Raw genomic sequence first — 23,787 nt, forward strand, 5'->3', positions numbered from 1 at the left:
AGCCATGGATGAAAAGACCCTGATCGCCAAGCGCGTCGCGCTGGAACTGATGGACGGCGACCTCGTCAATCTGGGCATCGGCCTGCCGACCCTGGTCGCCCGCTACGTCCCCGCCGGACGCCATGTGTTCTTCCAGTCGGAGAACGGCATCGTCGGCATGTCCGGCCCGATCACCGGGGCGGAGAACCACGACCTGACCGATGCCGGCGGCTCGCCCATCTCGGCCCTGCCGGGGGCGGCGTCCTTCGACAGCGCCCTGTCCTTCGGGCTGATCCGCGGCGGCCATCTGGACGTCACCGTGCTGGGCGGCCTCCAGGTCGACCGCGAGGGGCGGCTCGCCAATTGGATGGTGCCGGGCAAGATGGTGCCGGGCATGGGCGGGGCGATGGATCTGGTCACCGGCGCCCGCCGCGTGATCGTCGCCATGCAGCACAGCGCCAAGGGCGAGGCGAAGATCGTCGAGCGCTGCACCCTGCCGCTGACCTCGGTCCGCCGGGTCGATCTGGTGGTGACCGACCTCGCCGTCATCGAGCCGACCGATGCCGGCCTCGTCTTGAAGGAAACCGCTCCCGGTGTGACCGTGGAGCAGGTGATCGCCAACACCGGGTGCGAGCTGATCATCGCCCCCGAACTCCGTTCCATGCCGATCGAAGGATAAGAAGGAATGACCACTCTGAAGGGGAACGCGGCGCTCGTCACCGGGTCCACCAGCGGCATCGGTCTCGGGATCGCGCGGCAACTGGCGGGGCAGGGCGCCGACCTGATGCTGAACGGCTTCGGCGATGCCGCCTATATCACGGATCTGTGCCAGTCGCTGTCGGCGGAGTTCGGCGTGCGCGTCGCCCACAACGGCGCCGACATGTCCAAGCCCGAGGAGATCGAGGCGATGGTCGCCGCCACCCAGGCCGCCTATGGCCGGCTCGACGTGCTGGTCAACAATGCCGGCATCCAGCATGTGGCGCCGGTCGATGCCTTTCCGGTGGAGCGCTGGGACGCGGTCATCGCCATCAACCTGTCGGCCGTCTTCCATGGCACGCGTGCCGCCCTGCCGGGGATGAAGGCGCGTGGCTGGGGGCGCATCATCAACATCGCCTCGGTCCATGGGCTGGTGGCCTCGGTCAACAAGTCGGCCTATGTCGCCGCCAAGCATGGCGTGATCGGCCTGACCAAGGTGACGGCGCTGGAACTGGCGGAGACCAGCATCACCTGCAACGCCATCTGCCCGGGTTGGGTTTTGACACCGCTGGTGCAAAAGCAGATCGATGCGCTGGCCGCGTCGCGGGGATTGTCGGTGGAGGAGGCCGGCCGCGAGCTGCTGAGCGAAAAGCAACCGTCCAAGTCCTTCGTCACGCCTGAACAGCTGGGGGAACTGGCGGTATTCCTATGCTCCGACGCGGCCGGCAACATGCGCGGTGCGGCGTTGACCATGGATGGCGGCTGGACCGCCCAGTAAGGAGCGGCATCCTGGTATCAGGGGCGGGCGGAACGGCCTGCCCCGATCTTCGATGTGATCAATTTTCGCTGACGACCGAAGTGGTGTCGAAGGGGGTTGCGATGAAGGGACGGCCCTGACCATGACCGGCACGGGCGTGCCCCCGCTCCGTTGCCGCCTGTCGGAAATACCCGACGACGAACACGCGCAAGGCATTGGCGAGAGATACGGTTGGCTGAGCGGCGCGTCGGGCCTGCTGTTCCATGCGATCACGGACATCATCGCACAGTTCGTCGACCGTCAGGTCTTCGCGCCGGCAAATCTCCTCAAGTCCTTCCCAATAGGACGGCTCCAGTCGGAGACCAATATCCCCTGTGGACAGCTTGAGCGTGCGGGGCGCTAGGGCGGCAATGCCTATGGATTGATCGATGTGAGATTTTCCGTTCCCATCCCTCGACATGCTTATCAGTCCTCGTGCTACCCGTGCGATTGCCTCCGACGCATACACATTATAACGCGACCACAACCGGTTTTGGGAACAAAACTTTAGGCAGGTAAGGATTCCCCCTAGGGAACGCGCTCGGGATCACCAGCCATGTCCTTGAGCAAAGCCAGATCATTGATGACGATAAAACCTTTGGCATATGTCACTACGCCGGTCTTGCGCAGGCTTCCCAGGCATTTGTTGACCATTTCACGGGTTACACCCAGCATGTTGGCGAGCGCTTCCTGTGACAGCGGCAAGGTCAACCGTAGACCGGCCGTGGTCTGCTGGCCGTAGCTGTCGGACAGCAGCAGCAGCCGGCGGGCCAAGCGGCGTGGGACATCGTGGAAGACGGCATCTTCGATGTTTTCCGACACCCAGCGCAGCCGGTCGCACAGCACGATCATCATCCGGGTGCACAGGCGTGGATGGCGTTCCAGAAAGGGGATGAAATCGCTGCGATCGACCCGGTAAAGCTCCACCGGCCGCAGGGCTATGGCGGCGGCGGTGCGTTCCCGGCCATCGATCAGCCCGATCTCGCCCAGGACATCGCCGACTTCCAGAATGTTCAGCAGCATGGTCTTGCCGTCCGCCGACGAGGTGCGGATGGCGATCTGCCCCTTCAGGACCGCGAACAGGCTGTCGCCGGGATCGCCCTTGTCGAAGATGACCTGATCGGCATCGAAGCGGGTGATGCGGCCCAGCGTCAGCATCTCGGCCATCTGACCCGCATCCAGCTCTCCAAGCAGCCGGTTGCGCCTCAGCATTGCCGCAATATCCATCGGCACGCTCATCGGTCCGTCCAGACACAGTTTCGCGCCGGTCCGGCAATCAACGCCACTCCAGCGCGATCAGTCTAGCCGAAACGCCCTTAGATCGCGAGCGGTGCCGCTTCCCGCAGGGCGCGCTCCCAGAGGACGGTGCGCTCGAAATGGAAACGGGCTTCGGGAGCCACGCCATCCTCCGTCCTCTGGCCCAGCCGCCGCGCCATGGTCCGCAGCATCGCCTTGGCGTCCTCCCGCTTCTGGTCGAAACGGCCCTGCGGCAACCAGCCGCGGAAGGCCGACAGTTCGGCCGCCGGCAGCTCGATGTCGCCACCCAGCCGCAGCATCCGGCCATAGCCGCGTTCGCGGTAAGGCAGTTCCTTGGCGATGGATTCCAGCCGCAGGGCCGTCCCGGCGGTCAGCACCCGTTCGGCCACCGCGTCCGACAGGGTGCGGCGGATGTTGACCATGGCCTCCGATAGCGAGGTATAGCCCAGTTCGGCCGGGCCATGGATCACGGCCACCTCATCGTCATCCTCAAGCCGGCCGTCGCGGAAAGCCTCGAAGATGGCGCCGACACCGATCATGCCGAAGGGATACAACTCCGCCGCGCGCAGTGCCCCCATGCTGGAGGCGCCGAACACCGGGATGCCGGCATGGATGGCGTAAAGGATTTCCTTGTGCCAGACCGATGGCACGCTTTCAAAGAAGCCGTCGATGATGCCGATGGCCGCCGGCCTTTCCGCGCACAGCCGCAGCACATCGCCCTGGGCGACCGGCGGCAGGTAGGTGGCATCCAGTTCCAATACCGCGTCTTCGCGCGGCAGGGTGGGGCCAAGGAAGACATAGACGCCGCTCATGCCGCCTTCTCCGTGGATTGGATATCGAGTGCGCGCAGGCCGCGTTCCCCCAGCAGATAGTCCGGGGATTCGTCGGCGCCTTCCAGCCCCGGCACGACCACGCGCACGACAGGAATGCCGAATTCGGGTTTGGTCAGGTCGACCACCACCGCCTCCTCGATACCGACGGCGCGCAGCCTGTCCAACTGGTGGGCGAGATCGCCTTCGATGGTGGCGGCGGCGCTGGTCGGACAATGATGGAAGGAGCGTCGGCCGGCGCCGTCCACGATCATTGCCCTCCAGCGGGCGTGGTGGGCCGGGTCGAGATGCCGCTCATACTCGGCGCGGGGCATGTCGTCGCGGGCGCCGGCGATGAAGGTCAGGCGGCTTTGCGCCGCCTCGGTCAGGGCGCGGGACAGGGCGATCTCGCGCGCCACATGGCACCCCATGCCGGTGGCCGGACGGATCGAATGCTGGGGCAGGTCCTCGCTTTCGACGATGCGGCAGAGGAAGGCGGGCAGTCCGACATCGCTGGTGGTCTCCCACACGCCGACGGCGACACCGACGGCCTCGAAGCGGTCGATCAGGGAACGGCAGACCGGATCGGAGATGCTGTCCAGATCGATCCGGGTCGCCGCCTGGCTTGCCGGGCCCTTCAGACGCCACAATGTGGTGGCGTCACGCTCCACCAACTCGGTGAGGGCATGGCTGATCGCCTCGACCCTATGGTTTCCCGACGCCAGGCCGTTGGAGCCGGCCAGGAAGGCGCCGTGGCCGGGGGCCATCGGTACGGTGAAATTCAGGTGGACCATTTCGAACGGAACCCATTTCGGGCCGCCGCTCAGCAAATCCTGTCCTTCGATCCACAGGATGGGGCGGTTGGGATCGAAGCTGCCGGTCGACAACCGGGGCAGGCGGTCGACATTCACCACCGGATGGGTCCAGCGCAACTCCTCGAAGCTGGCGAACTTCAGCGGCAGGGTGATGCGTTCGGCGTGGTAGCTTTCGATCGACTCCATGACACCCGACGCCTTCGCGGCGGCGAGTGTCACCCCCTTGCCCTGCGACACCGAGATGGAGCGCGAATTCGGCCGTGTCACCATCACCACCGGAATGCCGACGGCATCCAGACCGGTGACATTGGCCACCCGGGTGATTCCCATGATCGGCAGGAACGGGGCGACCCGCGCCAGGGTCTGTTCGGGTGCCATAACCCGGTGGGTGCCGACCGTGTGGGCCTTCACCGCATCCGAAACCGAAGCTTTGACATCGAGCAGATCGAAGGGCATCGCAGTTTACCGGGACGGAGGATGGTCGGGGAGAAGTCCCGGTGGCCGATCGGCACCGCAATGCGGTGCCTTTGGCCATGGTCCGAAGAACAGGGACGCGGGAGCCGATCAGGCGCCCGGGGTAATGATGACGCGAGCAGCTTCATGGTCGGAAGACTGGAAGCCGGCTCGGTCGCCCGAACGGATGTGGGTGCGGGCGGTGGCGATGGCGCTGTCAGCGACTTCTGACACGCCGTGGGCGGTCACGGCATAGAGACGGCCGTCGGCGCCACGGATCATTGATGCCTGGGAGATCGAAACGTTCATGGAGTTTCTCCTTCGAGCGGGTGATGATGACCCGAATCTTCACACTCGAAGGGATATTACGATGTGAAAAATTTCACAGTCTCGGCCTTGGGGCGCGGCGTAGGAAAGGAGCGCTGCGGAGTATCCGCCCCGTTGCCAAATATTTCAGTGATGTGCAGAGGGAAAGCTGATGCTCATTCAGAAGAAAATCTTCAGAGAGAGGTCCGATGCTGTCGACCTAAATTCCTTTATGGTCTGGCCGGAGGTTTCAACGCGCACCATACCGCTTGTGGATGGTCGTACCAAACTGCGATTGGAAGCGGTCATCTGGAGCGGCTTGGATGATATTGCCCGTGAACAGCGCCGTCCTGTGCAGGAATTATGTCGTGACGTGGATGCATCCCGAACCCCAGAAGTGTCACTGACGAGCGCAATCCGTAATTTTGTTCTGGATTACTATCGTTATTCAGGTCACGATAATCCGTTAATTTAATTTATATATAAAATACTAATCAAAATATTGGATTGAAGTTATTTATTGTTTGCATTTTCTATTTTATTACTATCTTGTTTTTGGAAAATCTATTTAGGCTCACAGATAGATTGGCCTCAGCCTCAAGAGTTATAGCTTTTTTGACGTAGCCAATGCGGCCGGTTTTCTTGGCCTCTGCTTGAACTATTGAGGCTTGTTCCTTAGCCTCATCTGTATTTCCTATTTGGAGGCATGCATTTCCCAACCAAAGATGGATTTGGTTCAAGTAAGCTGTGCCTTTTTGTTGCCGAGCGAGAAGAAGTGCTTCTTCGAAAAGCCAAAAGCTTTCCTTGATACTCCCAGTCCGCATCTTTGAAACTGCGGCTGCACCCAATAGAAATGGCTTGTGTAATCTGGAACAGATTGCATCGCAAAGCTCCAAAGCCATATCCAAGTAAGGCAATGCTTTCTCGTGCTCATCCAAAAGAATGTGCGTCCAACCAATGTGTTCGTAAGCGAACAATCTCGAAAAATTATGTGAACTGTTCTCTGCTGCGTCTACGGCGGTCTCCGCGGCCTTGACTGCTTCTTGCGCAAACCCAATTTCGGCGCAGTTCCGAGCCAAATTGGCGCAAACGCCGACTTCGCCGACTACAGCGAGACCAAAGCGTTCACGGGTGTGGCGGCCTGCCAACAAGTCCCATGCTGACTTCAATACCTTCCGACCTTCAGCATACTGTCCCTTCTCTGCCAATATCCCGCCCAATCGAACAAGCAATTGAATTCGCGTGTTGAGGTCGAAGCTTCCATCGTCTGCTTGCAGTCCTTGACGGCTGTGATCGACCGCATCATCGATATTGCCATGAGCCCACTCATTGGCAGCCAGCATTGACGATGCCCTAGCATAGCGCCTTACGTCGGGAATGGACAGGGACAGTTGGCGAGCTTGACCCATCAGGTCGTTGGTGTCGGTGAGACCGCGGGGAAGATTGGCGCGTGCCAGGGCAATGGAGCCGTCGATCCGCCGCAGGCGGTCGCGCGGTGTGTCCGGGCAGCGGTCCAACGCGGCCAGAGCGTTCCGGTAATGCCGGCTCGCATCCTCCAGACGGGAACGCAGTTCCGCCCGCACGCCCGCACGGCGGCCAAACAGATAGGCGGCGGACCAGTTCTCTGCCATGAAGGCATGGTGAGCCAACAGATCCAACCGGTTCGGCAGGTCGTGGTCACGACGGTGGTGCAGCGCTTCCAGCACGCGGGCATGCAGAATCCGACGGTCGGATTTGGTCAGGGTGGCGTAGGCCACCTCCTGGATCAGCGCATGCTTGAAGGAATATTCCAGGTTGGGCAGCAAACGAGTGCGCAGCACGAAGCCGGCGCGCTCCAGATAGGCCAGGGAGTCCGACAGGATCGGCGTCGACAGGCCGGTCAGCGCCTGTAGCAGTCCGACGTCGAAGGTGGTGCCGATCACGGCGGCGTTCATCAGAAGCCGACGCCGTTCCAAGGACATAAGATCCATGCGTTCGGCCAACAGGGCATGCAGCGTGCGTGGCAGCTTGTGGACCACCTGCGGGTCGATCAGCCGGTAGGCGCCCGGTGTCCCTTCGATGGCGTTCGACGCCTCAAGCGTGCGCAGAACCTCCTCAAGATAGAGTGGAACGCCCTGGCAGCGTGTGGCGACCTGCGCCTTCAGTTCGACCAGCGACCAGTCCGGGCCAAGCCAATGCTCCAGGAAACTCTGCACCTGATCCGGTGACAGCATGCCCAGTTCGATGCGCCGACCGCCCGGCTGCCCGCTCCATCCACGTTCCTGCGATTCCGGCCCCAGAGGGGGGGGGCGCCGGGTTGCGAGCAGCAGCAGACGCGGCATTGAGGCCGGCAGGGCTTCCGCCAGCCGGTCCAGCAACCGCACCATCACCGGGCGGGCCCAATGGGCGTCCTCCACCAGCACCAGTAAAGGCCGGCCAACGGCACCACTGGACTCTCCGATCGCCGAGTCGCCCGATGTGGCGGCATTGCTGGTGGTCGAGGTGGCCGGCGCCGCCAATTCCAATGTCGCTCCCACCAAACCTTCGATCCCCAGCGACAGGCGCTGCGCCGCATCCAGGCCGTTCCACAGCGGATCGAGTCCCGGCCGGCCGAACAGGGCGCGCACGGCGTCACCCGCCAGCGCGCCGAACCGGCGGTGTGCGGCATCGCAGACCCAGCCGATGCCTTCCTCATTGGCGCAGCCGGCCACTTGCTCGGCAAGGCTCAGCGCCACCGCCTCCAGGTCGTCGGGGTCGGCCAGCCGGCGGATCGGCATCTGCGGCCATTGCAGCAGCGTCCAGCGCCGGCTGCGCGGGTCGCGCAGGAACTCGCCGACAAGGCGCGACTTGCCGATTCCGGCCTCCCCCTGCAGCAGGAGTTGGGCCGGTGTGCCGGCCTCCACCGAGTCGGCGATGGCGAACAGGGTCGCCACCTCCTCCTTCCGGCCGACATAGGGAGCGTCGGTGGCGGACAGCAGGTCGGTGGCGGTGCGTCGGACGGCGCGCGCGCCGTCGAGCAGGAAGGCCGGCATCGGCTCCACCTCGTCGGACAGGCGCAGGCTTCCCATCGGGCGTACCGCCACGCCGACGGGGATCAGATCCAACGTGTCGCGGCTGAGCTGGGCGGTATCCGAGGCGGCGCGCTGCTGCAGCTTGGCCGCCATATGGACGCATTCGCCAACGGCACGGTAATCGGTCCACAGGCCGTTGGTCATCACATGGGCCACGGCGTCGCCCGAACTGATCCCGATGCGGATGTGGAAGATCGGCCGTCCCTGTTCGTCGCGGGTGGAACTCAGGATGTCTTGCGCGGCGAGACAGGCACGCAACGCGTGATCCTCCTTTGCCCCAGGGGCGCCAAAGGTCGCCAGGAAACCGTCGCCCAGCATCTGGGTCACCGTGCCTTCGAAGCGCGGCACCGCCTCTGTCACGCGGTTCAGAATGGAAAGAAGCAGATCGTCCGCATCCTCCGGATCGCGGCCGGCCACCATGGCTGAGGAACGGACGATGTCGACGAACATCGCCGTCACCACCTTGCGCTCACGCGGCTTGTCGCCTGGCAGTCGCGATGCGTCTTGCCAAGGACGGCCAACGTCCCTTGCTGTGCCCAACATGGTGTCCGCCACGTCCGCCCCCTCTGCGGAATTCGCGTTGACATATTAGAGCATGCATTTCGAATTTTGCGAACATCTGAGCGATACATCGCCCTAAGATTTGCGCTCAGGCGAACATCGGCATATATATGTATGCAATTTGAGCCAAAAAGAAAGCGCCGCGACTTGCGTGGCGCTTTTATTGTTATTTGTGGCAAATGCTGGTTGAGCCTGACTCGGGAGTGTTTCGCGCTTTCCGGCTCAGGGTGGATCAGCGTTGGATGGCGATGTTCTCCAACTGGGATACGTCGCGCACGGCGCCGCGGTCGGCGCTGGTCGTCATGGCGGCATAGGCACGCAGAGCCGGGGAAACCACGCGGTCGCGGGCAACCGGCTTCCAGCCATCGACGCCCTTGGCGTTCATCGCGTCGCGGCGGCGCTGCAACTCCTGGTCATCTATGGCGAGGCGGATGATGCGGTTGGGGATGTCGATCTCGATGCGGTCGCCATTCTCCACCAGGCCGATGGCTCCGCCCTGCGCCGCTTCGGGCGAGACGTGACCGATCGACAGACCGGAGGTGCCGCCGGAGAAGCGCCCGTCGGTGATCAGCGCGCAGGCCTTGCCCAACCCCTTCGACTTCAGGTAGCTGGTCGGGTACAGCATCTCCTGCATGCCGGGGCCGCCGCGCGGGCCCTCATAACGGATGACCACCACCTCGCCGGCCTTGACGACATCGCCCAGGATGCCGGCGACGGCGTCGTCCTGGCTCTCGAACACGCGGGCCGGGCCGGCGAAGACCAGGTTGGAGGCGTCGACGCCCGCCGTCTTCACGATGCAACCGCTCTCCGCGATGTTGCCATACAGGACGGCCAGCCCGCCATCCTGGCTGAAGGCGCTTTCCGTCTTGCGGATGACGCCCTTCTCGCGGTCGAGGTCCAGCTCCGGCCAGCGGCGCTCCTGGCTGAAGGGCACGACGGTCGGGATGCCGCCGGGCGCGGCGCGGTACAGGGTGTGGACAGCCTGATCCTGGGTGCGCATCACGTCCCAACGGTCCAGGGCCTCGCCCAGCGACGGGGCGTGGACGGTCGGGGTGTCGCGGTTCAGCAGGCCGGCGCGGTCGAGTTCGCCCAGGATGCCGAAGATGCCGCCGGCACGGTGCACATCCTCGATATGGACGTCGGACACCGCCGGGGCGACCTTGCAAACATTGGGGACGCGGCGCGACAGCCGGTCGATGTCGGCCATGGTGAAGTCGATGCCGCCTTCCTGCGCCGCGGCCAGAATGTGCAGGACGGTGTTGGTCGAACCGCCCATGGCGATGTCGAGCGTCATCGCGTTCTCGAAGGCCGCCTTGGTGGCGATGCCGCGCGGCAGGGCGGAGGCGTCCTCCTCCTGGTACCAGCGGCGGCAGAGGTCGACGGCGAGGCGGCCGGCGGCCAGGAACAGATCCTTGCGGTCGGCATGGGTGGCCAGGATGGTGCCGTTGCCGGGCAGCGACAGGCCGAGCGCCTCGGTCAGGCAGTTCATCGAGTTGGCGGTGAACATGCCGGAGCAGGAGCCGCAGGTCGGGCAGGAGCCGCGCTCCATCTCCGCCGCCTCCTCGTCGGAGACGGTCGGGTCGGCGGCGGCGACCATGGCGTCGATCAGGTCGACCGCCTTGGTCTTGCCGCGCCACTTGACCTTGCCGGCCTCCATCGGGCCGCCGGAGACGAAGACCGCCGGGATGTTCAGGCGCATCGCGGCCATCAGCATGCCGGGTGTGATCTTGTCGCAATTGGAGATGCAGACGAGCGCGTCGGCGCAATGGGCGTTCGCCATGTACTCCACCGCGTCGGCGATCAATTCGCGCGAGGGCAGGCTGTACAGCATGCCGCCATGTCCCATGGCGATGCCGTCATCCACCGCGATGGTGTTGAACTCCTTGGCGACGCCGCCGGCCTTCTCGATCTCGCGAGCGACCAACTGGCCCAGATCCTTCAGGTGGACGTGGCCGGGAACGAACTGGGTGAAGGAATTGGCGATGGCGATGATCGGTTTGCCGAAATCGCCGTCCTTCATGCCGGTCGCCCGCCACAGGCCGCGCGCGCCCGCCATGTTGCGGCCGTGGGTGGAGGTGCGGGAACGGTAATGCGGCATGGATCGGTCCTCGGCTGGTCGATTCGGGCGAGTTGGCGAAAGGAATGGAACGAAACGGGTGGGAACCTTAGCAATCTCCTGTCGCGCGCGCCAGAGGCGCGATCCTGTCGCGGAGGCCGGAGGCGCGACATTGGCGTTGCCCTGCCATGCATGCCGCGACGATTGTCAATGATAAGCAAGCTTATTAGTTTTGAGAAACTGATAAGCAAGCTTATGATATGCCGATGTCCTCCACAGCCGACAGCCGCTCCGCATCCCCCCATTTCATGAGCCTGGGCGTCGTCCTGGCCGATACGGCGCGCATGATGCGCGTCCGTTTCGACCAGCGTGCCCGCCATCTCGGGCTGACCCGCGCGCAATGGTCGGTGATCGTCACGCTGGCACGGCACGAGGGGATCAAGCAGGCGGCGCTGGCCGACCTGCTGGAGATCGAGCCGATCACCCTCTGCCGACAGATCGACCGGATGGAGGAGGGCGGCTGGATCGAGCGTCATGCCGATCCGACCGACCGCCGCGCCCGGTTGCCGCACCTGACGCCGAAGGCGCATGCGGTTCTGGAGCAGGGCCGGACGCTCGCCGCCGGGATTTATGCGGAGGCGTTGGTCGGCCTGCCGCCCGATGCCGAAGCCAAGCTGATCGAAATGCTGGCGCACATGCGCGCCAACCTGTCCGACCGCCGGGCCGAGCCGGCCGAGAAGATCACCACCAGAGCCTGAGCCATTCCATCTTTCCCTTCGGGACCCGACCGCGATGACCACCGTGACCGACCGCGATACCGAAACCACCCCCGCCGCTCCGCAACCGGTTGCCAAGCCCGTCCGCCGGTCACGCTGGCGCCGCTGGCTGCTGATGGCCGCCCTGCCGCTGGCGGTGGCGGTGGGGGGCGGTTACGAATATGTCGTGGGAGGACGCTACGTCTCGACCGACAACGCCTATGTCCAGCAGGACAAGGTGACGATCAGCCCCGACGTTTCCGGGCGCATCGTCGAAGTGGCGGTGCGGGAGAATCAGGCTGTCCATCGTGGCGACCTTCTGTTCCGCATCGATGACGAGCCCTACAGGCTCGCCTTGCGGCAGGCGGACGCGGCGCTGGCCTCGGCCCGGCTGAAGGTGGAGCAGCTGCGCGCCGATCTGGGCGAGGCTCTGGCCAAGCAGGCGGCGGCCGAGGAGAAGGTCTCCTTCCAGCAGCGCGAGTTCCAGCGCCAGCAGGATCTGCTGAAGACCGGCGTCGCCGCGCGGGCCACCTACGATTCCGTGCGCCATGACCTGATGGCGGCGCAACAGGATCTGAACACCGAGAAGCAGTCGGTGGTCAGCGCCCGCGCGGCGCTGGGCGGCGACCCCGACATTCCCACCGACCGTCATCCGACGGTGCTGGAGGCGCTGGCGAAGAAGGCGTCGGCCCAGCGCGATCTCGACCACACGGTGGTGGCGGCCCCGGCCGACGGCGTGGTCAGCCAGACCGGCCGGCTGCTGGTCGGGCAATATGCCGCGACCGGTTTGTCGATGGTCAGCCTGGTGATGAGCGGGTCGAGCTGGGTCGAGGCCAATTTCAAGGAAACCGATCTGACCCATATGGCGGTCGGCCAGACCGCGACCGTGGTGCTGGACGCCTATTCCGGCCGCACCCTGACCGCCCGTGTCGAGAGCATCGGCGCCGGCACCGGATCGGAATTCTCGGTCCTGCCCGCCCAGAACGCCACCGGCAACTGGGTGAAGGTGGTGCAGCGCGTGCCGGTTCGCCTGCGCATCGAGGCAGCGGACGGCAATGCCGTGCCGCTTCGCACCGGCCTCAGCGCCGACGTGGAGGTCGACACCGGATACAGCCGGCCGTTGCCGGGAGTCATCGGCGACGCGGTCGCGGCGATCCGGTAAAGCCCCCGCCCTCCATCATCCGATACGCATCCGCAGGCACGCCATGGCCGCCAGCCAATCCCCATCCGCTCCGCAAGAGGTGAAGCATCGCGGCATGATCACCGTGTCGATCATGCTCGCCACCGTCATGCAGGTGCTGGACACCACCATCGCCAACGTCGCCCTGCCCAGCATGCAGGGCAGCCTGGGGGCGGCGCAGGACAGCATCACCTGGGTGTTGACCTCCTACATCGTCGCCGCGGCCATCGCGACGCCGGCCACCGGCTGGATGGCCGACCGTTTCGGACGCAAGCGGCTGTTCCTGATTGCCGTGGCCGGCTTCACCGTGGCCTCGGTGCTGTGCGGGCTGGCCGGCAGCCTGACCGAGATGGTGGCCTTCCGGCTGGTGCAGGGCATCTTCGGCGCGGCGCTGGTGCCGCTGTCGCAGTCGGTGCTGCTGGACATCAACCCGAAGGAGCGGCACGGCCAGGCCATGGCGCTGTGGGGCGCCGGCATCATGGTCGGTCCCATCGCCGGGCCGACGCTGGGCGGCTGGCTGACCGACAGCTTCAGTTGGCGCTGGGTCTTCTACATCAACCTGCCGGTCGGGCTGCTGGCCTTCTTCGGCATGCTGATCTTCCTGCACGAGACCAAGGGCCGCCTGCGCGGTTTCGATTTCTTCGGCTTCGCCATGCTGGGGCTGGCGGTCGGCGCCTTTCAGATGCTGCTGGATCGGGGCGAGCAACTGGACTGGTTCGGTGCGACCGAGATCTGGATCGAGACGGCGCTGGCCGCCTGCGCCTTCTGGGTCTTCGCCATCCACATCGCCACGGCGCATGGCAATACGAGGACGGAACCCTTCCTCGACCCGGCCCTGCTGCGCGACCGCAACTTCGTCACCGGGCTGGTCCTGATCTTCGTGATCGGCGTGATCCTGTTGGCGACCATGGCCCTGCTGCCGCCGATGTTGCAGAACCTGCTGGGCTACCCGACGGTCACCACCGGGCTGGTGCTGGCCCCGCGCGGCGTCGGCACGATGATCTCGATGCTGGTGGTCGGGCGGCTGGTGCGCAGGGTGGACGCGCGGCTGCTGATCCTGGCCGGCGTGCTGCTGACCAGCTGGTCGCTTTGGTACATGACCGGCTTCACCATCGTGATGGACCGAGAGCCCATCATCATCAGCGGCGTGGTGCAGGGGCTGGGGCTGGGGCTGGTCTTCGTGCCGCTCAGCACCATCGCCTTCGCCACGCTGGAGCCGCGGCTGCGCACCGACGCCGCCAGCCTGTTCAGCCTGACCCGCAATCTGGGCAGCAGCGTCGGCATCTCGGTGGTGATGACCCTGCTGTCGCAGAACACCCAGGTCAACCACGCCAGCCTCGCCGCGCACCTGACCCCCTTTTCACAGGGAATGACCGAGCAGGTGACCGAAGTGCCGGCGGCGCTTGCGATGCTGAATGCCCAGGTCACCCAACAGGCGGTGATGATCGCCTACATCGACGATTTCAAGCTGATGATGTATGTGGCGCTGCTGGTCGTTCCGATGCTGCTGCTGCTCCGTCGGCCGAAGGCGGGAGCCCCGGCGCCGGAGGAGGCGGCGGTGATGGAGTAGCGTCAGCCGGCTGACGCGCTCTTGCCGCCATCCTTCTTCGGACCGCGCGGCGATTTGACGGTTCCGGCGGCTTTCTTTGCCGGCTGGTCGCGATGGGGTTTGGTGCCGTCCGCCGGACTCCGTGCGACCTCCGACAGGGATTCGGCGGCGGCGCGGGTGCTCTTGTCGGCGGCCTTCCGGCGTGAGCCGGCGACCTTTCCGGTCGGCTCCACCGCGCCGGAGCCACGGATTTCCGCTTCGGCCTGGGTCCAATGGTCGGCGTCGCGGCCTTGCGGGCGGCCCTCCTTTTCCCACAGCTCATGGGCGCGGCGCCGGATGCGCTCCTGGATGTCGTCTGTATCGGCCATCTTCAGTCCCCCAATCCTCCGTGCGGCGGGTCCACCGCTTCCCGAGCGGCAACAGCGCGGATCGCGACTGGTTCCCGGCGGAAGTCGGCGGACGGTTCCCAACCGGCCCATTCCGTGCCACAAGGCGCCGGCCGACCCGACCCGACCCGACCCGACCCGATCAGCGAGCGCACCCATCATGACGCCTGCCCCCTCCGTCGCCCGTCCCTCCCCGCTCGACCGTATCGCGGCGGCACCCTGGTGGCTGCTGTGCGCCGGGCTCGCCGCGGCGATGGCGCTGTCGGTGCTGCTGGTCGGCTTCCGGCTGCCCTACTGGGCGCATGCCGATCAGGATCTGGTGCTGGCTTATCACGGGCTGCTGTTCGGCGACGGTCTGCCGCAGGAATATTTCGACCATCCCGGTTACGGCTATTTCCTGGTGATCGATGTCTGGTTCCGGTTGCTGCATGCGGTCGGGTTGCTGCCGGCCGCCACCCTGTCGACCCTGCCGCCGGGCGGCGACGTCGCGGCGACCGAAGCCGTTTGGCAGTCGCTGATCCAGGCCGGGCGGGCGCTGTCGGTCCTGCTGACCGCGGCCTTCGCCGTCAGCTATGCCACGCTGCTGCGCGGGCTTCTGGGGGACCGGCGGGTGGCGCTGCTGGCGGGCATCCTTCTGGCGTTCGGCGTCGGGCTGACGGCGCAGGGGCGGCAGATGCGCACCGACCTGCTGTCGGCCGGCTTCGTCGTGCTGGGGCTGCTGCTGGTCCTGCGGGCGGTGCGGCCGGCGGAGGGCCGGCCGTGCGGCGGCGCCTCGCTCCTGCAACTGGCGCTGGGCGGGCTGCTGGTCGGGCTGGCCATGGTGACCAAGGTGCAGGCGGTGTTCCTGGCGATGGGGCTGCCGGTGGCGGCGGTCCTGTTCGGGCGGCGGGCGGAGCCGGAGCGGGCGGCCGGTTCCGGCTGGGGGGTCGCCGCGCTGGTCGGCGTGCTGGCGGCGGCGGCGGCGGTGCCGGCCTTCGGGCTGATCCAGGCCGGGCTGGCGGGATGGGGCCGGGCGGTCTACCCCTATACCCCTGTCGGAAGTTGGCCGGGTGGCGGGCTGTCCGGTGGCGGCTATCAGAGCATCGTCGCCGGCTGGGTGCTGGTCGGCATCCTCGTCCATGCGGCGGTGCACCGGGTGCCGCCGGCCCGCGTGGCGTCGTCGGCGGCGGCGGTGCTGCTGGGGCTGGCGGTCGGGCTTCTGGCGCTCGACATCCGCTGGAACGAGCAGAACGCCATCGCCGTGGCCAACTTCGTCGAGCATATGTTCGTCTTCTCCTCCTGGCGCCACGGGGCGGAGTTGCAGGCACAGGGCAGCGTGGTGGGGCAGGGGACTCTGGGCCTGCTGCTGGCGGGCATCGGCCGGACGCTGGCGATCCGCACCATCGTCCTGCACCCCGACAACATCCCGCAGACCATCATCGTCGAGTGGTTCGCCATCGCCGGGGCGGTTGTGTTGTGGCGGCGGGGCGAGCGGCTGGCCGCCGCGCAGGCGCTGTTCCTGCTGCTGGTCGCCTGGGGGCTGGAGGCGCTGTTTTCGCTGCGCGGCTTCCAGCGCGCCTATGCCGCCTACACCGACCCGCTGGCGATCCTGTCGGCCGCCTGGGTGCTGGCGCGGATGCCGGAGCTGCTGGACCGGGCGAAATCGCGGCGCCGGATCCTGGGCGGCGTGGCGCTGGTGGTGGTCGCCGCCCATATCTGGCCGGTCATCGAGACCCGCAAGCCGCCGAGCCCGGTCACCCATTGCGCGTGGATTCCGATCTACATGCCCAAGGCGCCGCCGTTCCCCTTCTGCCGTTAGGCGACTCCCATTTCCCGCGCGCGGTCGAGCGCCGCGACCACGCCGGCGCTGTCGATGTCGTTGAAGTCGGGGCGGTGGTGGATCAGCACGCGCGGGCCGGTGCTGTGGATCGGGTTGGAGGCGTCGGAGAACACCACCACGGTCGGGCAGCCGACGGCGGCGATCAGATGGGTCGGGCCGGTGTCGTTGCCGACCGCGCCCCAGGCCCGGCGGGCCAGCCCGCCCAGCTCCGGCACGCTGGTGCGGTCGGTCAGGTCGACCGCCTGCGGGCAATAGTCGGCGATGCCGCGGGCGAGGTCGCGCTCGATGCCGGTGCCGATCACCGCCGGCACGATGCCGCGCTCCACCAGCGCCGCCGCCACCTCGGCATAGCGGCGGACCGGCCAGCGCTTGTCCGGCCGTCCGGGGGAGGAGCCGGGGACCAGCAGGGCGAAGCGTTCGCCCAAGCCGAATCTGGCGATGTCGGCGTCGAGCCAGGACAGGTCCGGCGTCTCGTCCGGCACGATGCCGAAGGGGGCGAGCTGACGGACATAGCGGTCGCGCACCGGCACCTTGCGCCGCCCCTCATAACGGTCGGGGTGCGAGGCGCCACGGGCGGTGCCCGACCATTCCGGCCAGGGGCCGGGGAACAGCAGCCGGTGATAGATGTCGGTGCGCGTCTGCGCCTGGAGATCATAGACCCGGTCGAAGCGGTGGGCGCGCAAGCCCCGGCGGATCGCCAGATAGGCCGACAGCGAGCGCTCGCGCGGGTCCTCCAGCACCTCGTCGAACAGGCCGCTCATCCGGGCGAGCGGGGCCAGCGAGGGCAGGGTGAGCAGCGCCACCCGGTCGCCGGCATGGTGGCGGCGGATGGCGGCGAAGGCGGTCTGGGCCAGGAAGAAATCGCCGAAGGCGCCCAGCTTGATGACCAGGATGCGGAGCGGGCGCTTGCTCATGGAGTCTTGTCCCCGATGCGGGCCCCGATGCGGGTCGCCAGCCGCAGCATCAGCGCCGCGGAGAGGAAGCCGGCCATCCACCAGGGCTGCCAGATGCCGTAGGCGGTGCTGCCCATCGCCATCGCCGTGGCGAACAGGGCGAGCGCGAAGGGCTGGTCGCGGCGCTCCAGCCGGGCGGTGGCGGCCAGCAGCAGCAGCAGCACCGCCAGCGCCAGCGCCGCCCCCACCGCCCCGGTCTCCAGCCAGACCTGGAGGAAGGCGTTGTGGGGATGCAGCGGCAGCAGGCTGTCGCCGATCGGCGAGAATTCCGACACCACCCCTTCCGGCGGCAGCGAGCGCGAGGCGTCGATGCCCTGGCCGAAGACCGGCGCGCGCAGCGCCCGCTCCGCCGCATGGCCCCAGATCTCGACCCGGTGCTGGGCGGAGCGGAACAGCAGCCGGGAATGGGTGAGGTCGAGCGGGCCGGAGAACAGCAGGCCGGCGGGCAGCACCAGCAGGAAGGCGGCGGTCACCAGGGCGGCGAACGCCCGCCGCGTCCATTTGGCCGACGCGCGGGCGGCGGCCAGCGTGACCAGCCCGGCGGCGATGCCGAGCATGGCCGAGCGGCTGGTCAGCGGCAGGCAGGCCAGCGCATAACCGAGCGGCACCAGCAGGGCCGGCGCCCGGCGCCCGAAGCGGTCCACCGCCAGCGCCGCCGGCCAGACCAGCAAACAGAGCAGCGCCGCCGTCCGCTTCGGCACATTGCCGTTCAGCAGGTTGGGCAGCTGGTCGTCGGGGACGGCGTTCCACCAGCGGTTCAGCGGAAAGTCCAGCGCCGCTTCCGCCGCGAACAGCAGACCCCCGGCCAGCCCGCCGGCCAGGAACAGCCCGGCCAGCCGCCGCGCCGCCGCCGCCGGCAGCCCGGCGACCCAGGCGCCGCCGGCCAGCGCGCCGAGCGCGATGTAGCCGATCTCCAGCACCGTCGCCAGCGCGCGGTCCGACGGACTCCACAGGCTGGAGACCAGGGCCAGCAGCAGGAAGGCCGCCACCATGGCGACCGGCGGCGTCAGCCGCAGGATGCGGCCGATGGCGTGGCGTCGCGCCAGCCCCGCCAGCGACAGCAGCAGAACGAGGATGGCCCAGACCGGCAGCCCGCGCGGGGCCAGCGCCGCCAACGGCCCCAGCGCCAGGGCGAGCGCCCCGGCAAGCCCACACAACGCGGCATCGGTCGCGCCGCCGGCGGAAGCCGGGGCTGGTCCTGAGGCGGAAGGCGGGGAGGCGGGGCGCGACGCGGAGGCGTTCAGGGACTTGACGGGCATGGGGGCGACGCGGATCAGCGGAAACCGGCGGCGACTTAACCGCACTCCCGCCGCGAAAGCAACGGCGCGCCCTGCGGCGGACAGCTATCGGATGGAACATTTGAAACGCGGTGAAACGGAAATCCGGGTGATGTTCCAGTGTTTCATCCCGTGACGGGAGCCGCCCGAAGCACGCCGCCGGACGGGCGCGAGGCCATTGGAGTGGAAGGCATATCCGGCAAGCGGCGTCCGGCGGGGCATGACGGTCCCTTCCTGATCGTTGGCGGGATCATCTTCCTATCATGGATGGGCGCTATCGGGGAGCGGCCGGTGAAAATCGGAGAACCCGCCGGTTCCATGGCTTCCATTGCGTTACGGCGAGACCGGCGGTTACGCTCCGTTTCATAGGGCGGCCGGTTCGGGAAAGCTGAACAGGAGGATGAGCAATGGACATCCCGGACATGGGGCGTACGAAGTTCATTTCGCTGTCCCAATGCGATGAAGCTCTGGCCTACTCATTCGATGCCAAGCGTGCCGCGTTGGGACCTTACGTCGCTGAGCGGTGGGGTTGGAATGACGACCACCAGTTTCGGGAGCACCGTCGTCGCTTTGAGGAAACCGACATTCACTGGTTGATGGAACGAATGCCTGCTCGCAGCGATATATAGGCCGGAATGCTCTTAATGGAAAAATCAGTCTGAGCCATCTTCAGACTTTTGTTCGGGTCCGCGGCTGTTGAACTTCACCATTAGAAGCTCGTCGATATAGGTCCCGTCCAGTTTCAGGGCCCGCGGCTCCGTTCCGAACGGCTCGAAGCCCAGGCGCCGGTAGAAGCCGATGGCCCGGTCGTTCGACGCCGCGACGGAGAGATGGACCTGCTCGACATGCTCCATCGCGTGGGCGAGCAGGGCGGTCATGACGGCATCGGCAAGACCGCTGCCCCGCCGGGTCTCGCGGACATAGACGCCCCACAGCATGCCCTTGTGTCGCGTTTTAATCCGCTTGGGAATCAGCAGCCCGGCCATGGCGTCCAGCCGCCCGTCGACAAAGCCGCCGGTGATGGTGCCGCCCGCGATCCGGTCCGCGAAGTGGGAGAGGGGCAGGGCGCACTCCTCGGCATGGCTCGACCCGAACGCCTCCGGATGCCGGTCCAGGGCTTCGAGGCGGAGCGCGCGGAACGCCTCCGCATCCTCAGGCACCAGCCGTCTGACCACCATCATGCGGACATCCTTTCACAGGAACTCGGTTCCTCAATGCGATGACCCTGCCGGATTGCCGCCCGAGCCCGCCCGCCTCACGTCAACAGGTCGTCATGCCGGTTGCGCCTGATCCACAGCGCGGCGTAGCCGCAGAGCGGGACGATCCTCAGCCCCTCGGCGCGGGCCAGCGCCACCACGCCCTCCATCAGGCGGCCGGCGGCGCCGGTGCCGCGCAGCGCGGGTGGGGCCTCGACATGGGAAATCACCAGGGTCCGGCCGTCGCGGCGATAGTCGGCGAAGACCGTCTGGCCGCCGACCTTCAGTTCGAACCGGTTCATCGCGCGGTTGTCGGTGACCGCCTGTCCCATCCTGTGCGCTCCGTCGATCGTGCTGTTCCGCGCCTTACAGGTGGGGCGTGGCGGACGGGATGGCAGCCCCCTCCCGCTCCCGCCAGCCGCAGGCGGCCAGCGCGTCCCGCATATGCTCCGGCGCCGGGGCGACGGCGCTCACGGCCGCGTGTTCGAAGGCCATGCGGAAGGCGACCGAGCGGGCCAGCAGATGCAGGGCGCCGGGCGGGCGGCGTTCGGGGCCGTAAAAGGGCTCCCCCACCAGCGGGCAGCCGATGGCGGCGCAATGGACGCGGATCTGGTGGGTGCGGCCGGTGCGCGGGCGAAGCTCCAGCCAGCAGCGTCCGTCGGCGGCGGTGCCCAGCACGCGATACTCGGTGACCGCCGGCTGGCCCGCCGGATCGGGCAGGATGGTCCAGGAGGAGCGGCCGGCGCCCGATGGGGATTTCGGCTCGATCCGCTTCAGCAGGGGCAGGTCGATGACGCCGGACCCGGCCTCCGGGACGCCGTCTGCCACCGCCCAATAGGTCTTCTCGACATGGCCGGCGGCGAACATCTGGCCGAAGCGCTTCAGCGCCCAGGGCGTGCGGCCCAGGATCAGGCACCCGGCGGTGTCGCGGTCGAGCCGGTGGGCGAGCTTCGGCGGCTCGCCATCCGCTTCGGCGAGATGGGGCAGGTAAAGCTCCAGATGGTCGGTGATGCGGCCCGCCTTGTGGACGGCCAGACCGGCCGGCTTGTCGATGACGAAGCACAGCTCGTCCCGGTGCAGCACGCGGGCGCGCAACTGGCCGGCGGAGAGGGAAGCGGAGGGGGGCGAGTCGGGGATCATGGCCGGCAGCATGGCGGCCGGCGGGCCGTCCATGCAAGCCCCGGCAACGGGCGTCATACGGACAGTCTGCATGGGGAGCAATGGCGGCTGGTGGGCGGCGGGCGTGCAGCGGCACGGTGTCGCGCCCATGGTTTCTTCCGCTTTTTCAAGCCTCGCCGCCTATGAGAAAGGTTTGGGCCGGCTTTGGACCTAACGGATAAAGATCGGCTTGAATGAGGATATTCGGCCGGTTTTCATTTGATTTCGGCCGCCGGGACTAGCCTTTTGCCCGGTCTCGGAAGGTTTGTTGCGCCATCGCGGCAGGCGTGGCAGAAAGCGCGGGTCCATAGGTCGCGCTTCCGCCGGCTTCGCTTGCGGTCGGGCGGTTCCATGGCACCGATGATTTGACTTCGCCTCAACCACAAGAGACGTCCAATGCGGAAACCCGTGCGCAAGGTGGTGTTCCCGGTCGCCGGTCTCGGCACGCGCTTCCTGCCGGCCACCAAGGCCATCCCGAAAGAGATGCTGCCCCTGGTCGACCGCCCCCTGCTGCAGCACGCCGTCGAAGAGGCGCGCGCCGCCGGCATCGAGGATTTCGTTTTCGTCACCGGCCGTTCCAAGCGCGCCATCGAAGACCATTTCGACGCCGACACCGAACTGAACCGCACCCTTGAGGAGCGCGGCAAGATGGACGCGCTGGAGGAGGTCCGTCACAGCGAGATCGCCCCCGGCCGCTGCTTCTACACCCGCCAGCAGGTTCCGCTCGGCCTCGGCCACGCCGTGTGGTGCGCCCGCGCCCTGATCGGCAACGACCCCTTCGCCATCGTGCTGCCCGACGACTATGTCCAGGGCAAGACCCCCTGCCTGAAGCAGATGGTCGAGGCGTATGAGGAGGTCGGCGGCAACATCGTCGCGGTGGTCGACGTCCCGCGCGAGCGCACCAGCAGCTACGGCATCCTCGATGTCGAGAAGGACGACGGCCGTCTCGCCACCGTCCGCGGCCTGGTCGAGAAGCCCAAGCCGGCCGAGGCGCCGTCGACCCTGTCGATCATCGGCCGCTACATCCTGCAACCGGAAATCTTCGACCATCTGGAAAAGCAGCAGCGCGGCGCCGGCAACGAGATCCAGCTGACCGACGCCATGGCCAAGCTGATCGGCAGCCAGCCCTTCCACGGCCTGCGCTTCGAGGGCACCCGCTATGACTGCGGCGACAAGGTCGGCTTCATCGAGGCGACGCTGGCCCACGCGCTGAACCGGCCGGACATGGCCGACAAGGTGCGCGAGATGCTGCGCAAATATTGCTGACCGACGGGTGGCATTCCCGACGCCGTGCCCGCCCCGTCCCCTGACCCGGACGGCGGCGGGTGTGCGCGTTTGGGCATTCCGCCACTACGGCTTTCCTGCTTTTGAGTTTCCCGTTTTCAAGGACATGAGGGGGACGCGATGCGCATTGCGATGATCGGCACGGGCTATGTCGGCCTGGTCTCCGGCGCCTGCTTTTCCGAATTCGGCGTTCACGTCACCTGCGTCGACAAGGACGCCGGCAAGATCGAGCGGCTGAAGAACGGCGAGATTCCGATCTACGAGCCGGGCCTGGACGATCTCGTCGCCCGCAACGTCGCCGCCGGCCGCCTCTCCTTCACCCTGGATTTGAAGGAGGCGATGCAGGGGGTCGACGCCGTGTTCATCGCGGTCGGCACCCCGTCGCGCCGCGGCGACGGCCATGCCGACCTGTCCTACGTCTATGGCGCCGCCGAGGAGATCGCCCGGAACCTCGACCACTACACGGTGGTGGTGACCAAATCGACCGTTCCGGTCGGCACCGGCCGAGAGGTCGAGGCGATCATCCGCCGCGTGCGGCCCGACGCCGAGTTCGACGTCGCCTCCAACCCGGAATTCCTGCGCGAAGGCTCGGCCATCGGCGACTTCATGCGGCCGGACCGCGTCGTCATCGGCGCCACCTCCGACCGCGCCGGCGAGGTGATGCGCCGGCTCTACCGGCCGCTCTACCTGATCGAGACGCCGATCGTCGTGACCTCGCTGGAGACGGCGGAGCTGACCAAATACGCCGCCAACACCTTCCTGGCCGCCAAGATCACCTTCATCAACGAGATCGCCGACCTGTGCGAGAAGGTCGGCGCCAACGTCCATGACGTCGCCCGCGGCATCGGGCTGGACGGCCGCATCGGCAAGAAGTTCCTGCATCCCGGTCCGGGCTATGGCGGGTCCTGCTTCCCGAAGGACACGCTGGCGCTGGTCCGCACCGCCCAGCAGGTCGGCAGCCCGCTGCGCATCATCGAGACGGTGGTGGACATCAACGACAAGCGCAAGAAGCAGATGGCCGAGCGCATCATCGCCGCCTGCGGCGGGTCGGTGGACGGCAAGACCGTCGCGGTGCTGGGCGTCGCCTTCAAGCCGAACACCGACGACATGCGCGACAGCCCGTCGCTCGACATCGTCCCGGCGTTGCAGGCGGCCGGCGCGCATGTGCGCGCCTTCGACCCGGCGGCGATGCGCGAGGCCGAAAAGCTCCTGCCCGGCGTGGAATGGGCCAGGGACGCCTACGGCACCTTGGAAGGGGCCGATTGCGTCGCTATTCTCACCGAGTGGAACGAATTCCGCGCGCTCGACCTGCGCCGGGTCAAGTCGATGCTGAAGCGGCCGGTGATGATCGACCTGCGCAACATCTACAACCCCGACGACATGGCGAAGGCCGGCTTCACCTACAGCTCCATCGGCCGGCCGACGCCGGCGGGTGGAATGGACCGCGGCTGA

General features: G+C 66.9%; 23 protein-coding genes. 10 read left to right on the forward strand and 13 right to left on the reverse strand.

Annotation, left to right across the window (positions count from 1 at the left end; translation table 11 throughout):
- Positions 1–4: 4 nt before the first annotated feature.
- Together AZL_RS27390 and AZL_RS27395 are read left to right on the forward strand one after the other, a co-directional pair.
- Positions 5–658 (forward strand): 3-oxoacid CoA-transferase subunit B, encoded by a 654-nt coding sequence (locus tag AZL_RS27390; RefSeq protein ID WP_012977649.1) that lies wholly within the window; start codon positions 5–7, stop codon positions 656–658.
- 6 nt (positions 659–664) lie between these two features.
- A complete protein-coding gene (locus AZL_RS27395; protein ID WP_012977650.1) occupies positions 665–1,453 on the forward strand; it encodes a 3-hydroxybutyrate dehydrogenase in 789 nt (262 codons plus the stop codon).
- A 58-nt stretch (positions 1,454–1,511) separates the two neighbouring features.
- Here the strand turns inward: AZL_RS27395 and AZL_RS34880 are convergent, their stop codons facing one another.
- The 5 genes from AZL_RS34880 to AZL_RS27420 form a co-directional block, all read right to left on the reverse strand.
- Complete coding sequence (locus AZL_RS34880; RefSeq protein WP_204367243.1) at positions 1,512–1,892, reverse strand: ribbon-helix-helix domain-containing protein; 381 nt, start codon at positions 1,890–1,892, stop codon at positions 1,512–1,514.
- A 107-nt stretch (positions 1,893–1,999) separates the two neighbouring features.
- Complete coding sequence (locus AZL_RS27405) at positions 2,000–2,710, reverse strand: Crp/Fnr family transcriptional regulator (protein ID WP_012977651.1); 711 nt, start codon at positions 2,708–2,710, stop codon at positions 2,000–2,002.
- Between the two features lie 77 nt (positions 2,711–2,787).
- Positions 2,788–3,540, reverse strand: coding sequence for a TfuA-like protein (locus AZL_RS27410; RefSeq protein WP_012977652.1), 753 nt, complete (start codon positions 3,538–3,540; stop codon positions 2,788–2,790).
- A complete protein-coding gene (locus tag AZL_RS27415; protein ID WP_012977653.1) occupies positions 3,537–4,808 on the reverse strand; it encodes a YcaO-like family protein in 1,272 nt (423 codons plus the stop codon). The genes AZL_RS27410 and AZL_RS27415 overlap by 4 nt, the downstream gene beginning before the upstream one ends.
- Before the next feature lie 108 nt (positions 4,809–4,916).
- Positions 4,917–5,114 carry a hypothetical protein gene (locus AZL_RS27420; protein WP_042445974.1) on the reverse strand — a complete coding sequence of 66 codons (198 nt, stop codon included), beginning with the start codon at positions 5,112–5,114 and terminating at the stop codon, positions 4,917–4,919.
- Positions 5,115–5,283: 169 nt separating this feature from the next.
- Here AZL_RS27420 and AZL_RS34885 point away from each other — a divergent pair, with 169 nt between their 5' ends.
- On the forward strand, positions 5,284–5,586 hold the full coding sequence (locus AZL_RS34885; protein WP_086935492.1) for a ribbon-helix-helix domain-containing protein: 303 nt from the start codon (positions 5,284–5,286) through the stop codon (positions 5,584–5,586).
- A gap of 58 nt (positions 5,587–5,644) precedes the next feature.
- On the opposite strand, the gene AZL_RS27425 is transcribed toward AZL_RS34885, so the two are convergent.
- Both AZL_RS27425 and ilvD read right to left on the reverse strand, forming a co-directional pair.
- Entirely contained in the window at positions 5,645–8,704 is a 3,060-nt protein-coding gene (locus tag AZL_RS27425) for an AAA family ATPase (protein ID WP_256373244.1), read from the reverse strand.
- Between the two features lie 250 nt (positions 8,705–8,954).
- Complete coding sequence (ilvD, locus tag AZL_RS27430) at positions 8,955–10,820, reverse strand: dihydroxy-acid dehydratase (RefSeq protein WP_012977655.1); 1,866 nt, start codon at positions 10,818–10,820, stop codon at positions 8,955–8,957.
- A gap of 224 nt (positions 10,821–11,044) precedes the next feature.
- Between ilvD and AZL_RS27435 the strand changes: the two genes are divergently transcribed.
- From AZL_RS27435 to AZL_RS27445, 3 genes are read left to right on the forward strand one after another with little or no spacing between them, the layout of a single operon-like run.
- Positions 11,045–11,536: a MarR family winged helix-turn-helix transcriptional regulator gene (locus AZL_RS27435; RefSeq protein WP_247894522.1), complete on the forward strand. Its 492-nt coding sequence runs from the start codon at positions 11,045–11,047 to the stop codon at positions 11,534–11,536.
- A gap of 34 nt (positions 11,537–11,570) precedes the next feature.
- Positions 11,571–12,695, forward strand: coding sequence for an HlyD family secretion protein (locus AZL_RS27440; protein ID WP_012977657.1), 1,125 nt, complete (start codon positions 11,571–11,573; stop codon positions 12,693–12,695).
- A gap of 43 nt (positions 12,696–12,738) precedes the next feature.
- Positions 12,739–14,283: a DHA2 family efflux MFS transporter permease subunit gene (locus tag AZL_RS27445; protein WP_012977658.1), complete on the forward strand. Its 1,545-nt coding sequence runs from the start codon at positions 12,739–12,741 to the stop codon at positions 14,281–14,283.
- A 2-nt stretch (positions 14,284–14,285) separates the two neighbouring features.
- Here the strand turns inward: AZL_RS27445 and AZL_RS27450 are convergent, their stop codons facing one another.
- Positions 14,286–14,630 (reverse strand): DUF2934 domain-containing protein, encoded by a 345-nt coding sequence (locus AZL_RS27450; protein ID WP_012977659.1) that lies wholly within the window; start codon positions 14,628–14,630, stop codon positions 14,286–14,288.
- A 178-nt stretch (positions 14,631–14,808) separates the two neighbouring features.
- Between AZL_RS27450 and AZL_RS27455 the strand changes: the two genes are divergently transcribed.
- Positions 14,809–16,446, forward strand: a complete 1,638-nt coding sequence (locus AZL_RS27455; protein ID WP_012977660.1) for a phospholipid carrier-dependent glycosyltransferase — start codon at positions 14,809–14,811, stop codon at positions 16,444–16,446.
- Here AZL_RS27455 and AZL_RS27460 read toward each other — a convergent pair.
- Together AZL_RS27460 and AZL_RS27465 are read right to left on the reverse strand one after the other, a co-directional pair.
- Positions 16,443–17,381: a glycosyltransferase family 9 protein gene (locus AZL_RS27460; RefSeq protein WP_012977661.1), complete on the reverse strand. Its 939-nt coding sequence runs from the start codon at positions 17,379–17,381 to the stop codon at positions 16,443–16,445. The genes AZL_RS27455 and AZL_RS27460 overlap by 4 nt on opposite strands.
- Positions 17,378–18,679 (reverse strand): O-antigen ligase family protein, encoded by a 1,302-nt coding sequence (locus AZL_RS27465; RefSeq protein ID WP_148219690.1) that lies wholly within the window; start codon positions 18,677–18,679, stop codon positions 17,378–17,380. Before AZL_RS27465 ends, AZL_RS27460 begins: the two co-directional genes overlap by 4 nt.
- A gap of 425 nt (positions 18,680–19,104) precedes the next feature.
- Between AZL_RS27465 and AZL_RS27470 the strand changes: the two genes are divergently transcribed.
- Positions 19,105–19,326, forward strand: coding sequence for a hypothetical protein (locus AZL_RS27470; protein WP_042445977.1), 222 nt, complete (start codon positions 19,105–19,107; stop codon positions 19,324–19,326).
- A 24-nt stretch (positions 19,327–19,350) separates the two neighbouring features.
- Here the strand turns inward: AZL_RS27470 and AZL_RS27475 are convergent, their stop codons facing one another.
- The 3 genes from AZL_RS27475 to AZL_RS27485 form a co-directional block, all read right to left on the reverse strand.
- Positions 19,351–19,878: a GNAT family N-acetyltransferase gene (locus AZL_RS27475; protein WP_012977663.1), complete on the reverse strand. Its 528-nt coding sequence runs from the start codon at positions 19,876–19,878 to the stop codon at positions 19,351–19,353.
- Between the two features lie 74 nt (positions 19,879–19,952).
- Entirely contained in the window at positions 19,953–20,225 is a 273-nt protein-coding gene (locus AZL_RS27480; RefSeq protein WP_012977664.1) for a GNAT family N-acetyltransferase, read from the reverse strand.
- Positions 20,226–20,259: 34 nt separating this feature from the next.
- Positions 20,260–21,045 carry an RluA family pseudouridine synthase gene (locus AZL_RS27485; protein WP_371304261.1) on the reverse strand — a complete coding sequence of 262 codons (786 nt, stop codon included), beginning with the start codon at positions 21,043–21,045 and terminating at the stop codon, positions 20,260–20,262.
- Positions 21,046–21,447: 402 nt separating this feature from the next.
- On the opposite strand from AZL_RS27485, the gene galU reads away from it, so the two are divergent.
- Entirely contained in the window at positions 21,448–22,317 is an 870-nt protein-coding gene (gene galU, locus AZL_RS27490) for a UTP--glucose-1-phosphate uridylyltransferase GalU (protein WP_012977666.1), read from the forward strand.
- 138 nt (positions 22,318–22,455) lie between these two features.
- Positions 22,456–23,787: a UDP-glucose dehydrogenase family protein gene (locus tag AZL_RS27495; protein ID WP_012977667.1), complete on the forward strand. Its 1,332-nt coding sequence runs from the start codon at positions 22,456–22,458 to the stop codon at positions 23,785–23,787.

This window comes from Azospirillum sp. B510, from assembly GCF_000010725.1.
GTDB lineage: Bacteria > Pseudomonadota > Alphaproteobacteria > Azospirillales > Azospirillaceae > Azospirillum > Azospirillum lipoferum_B.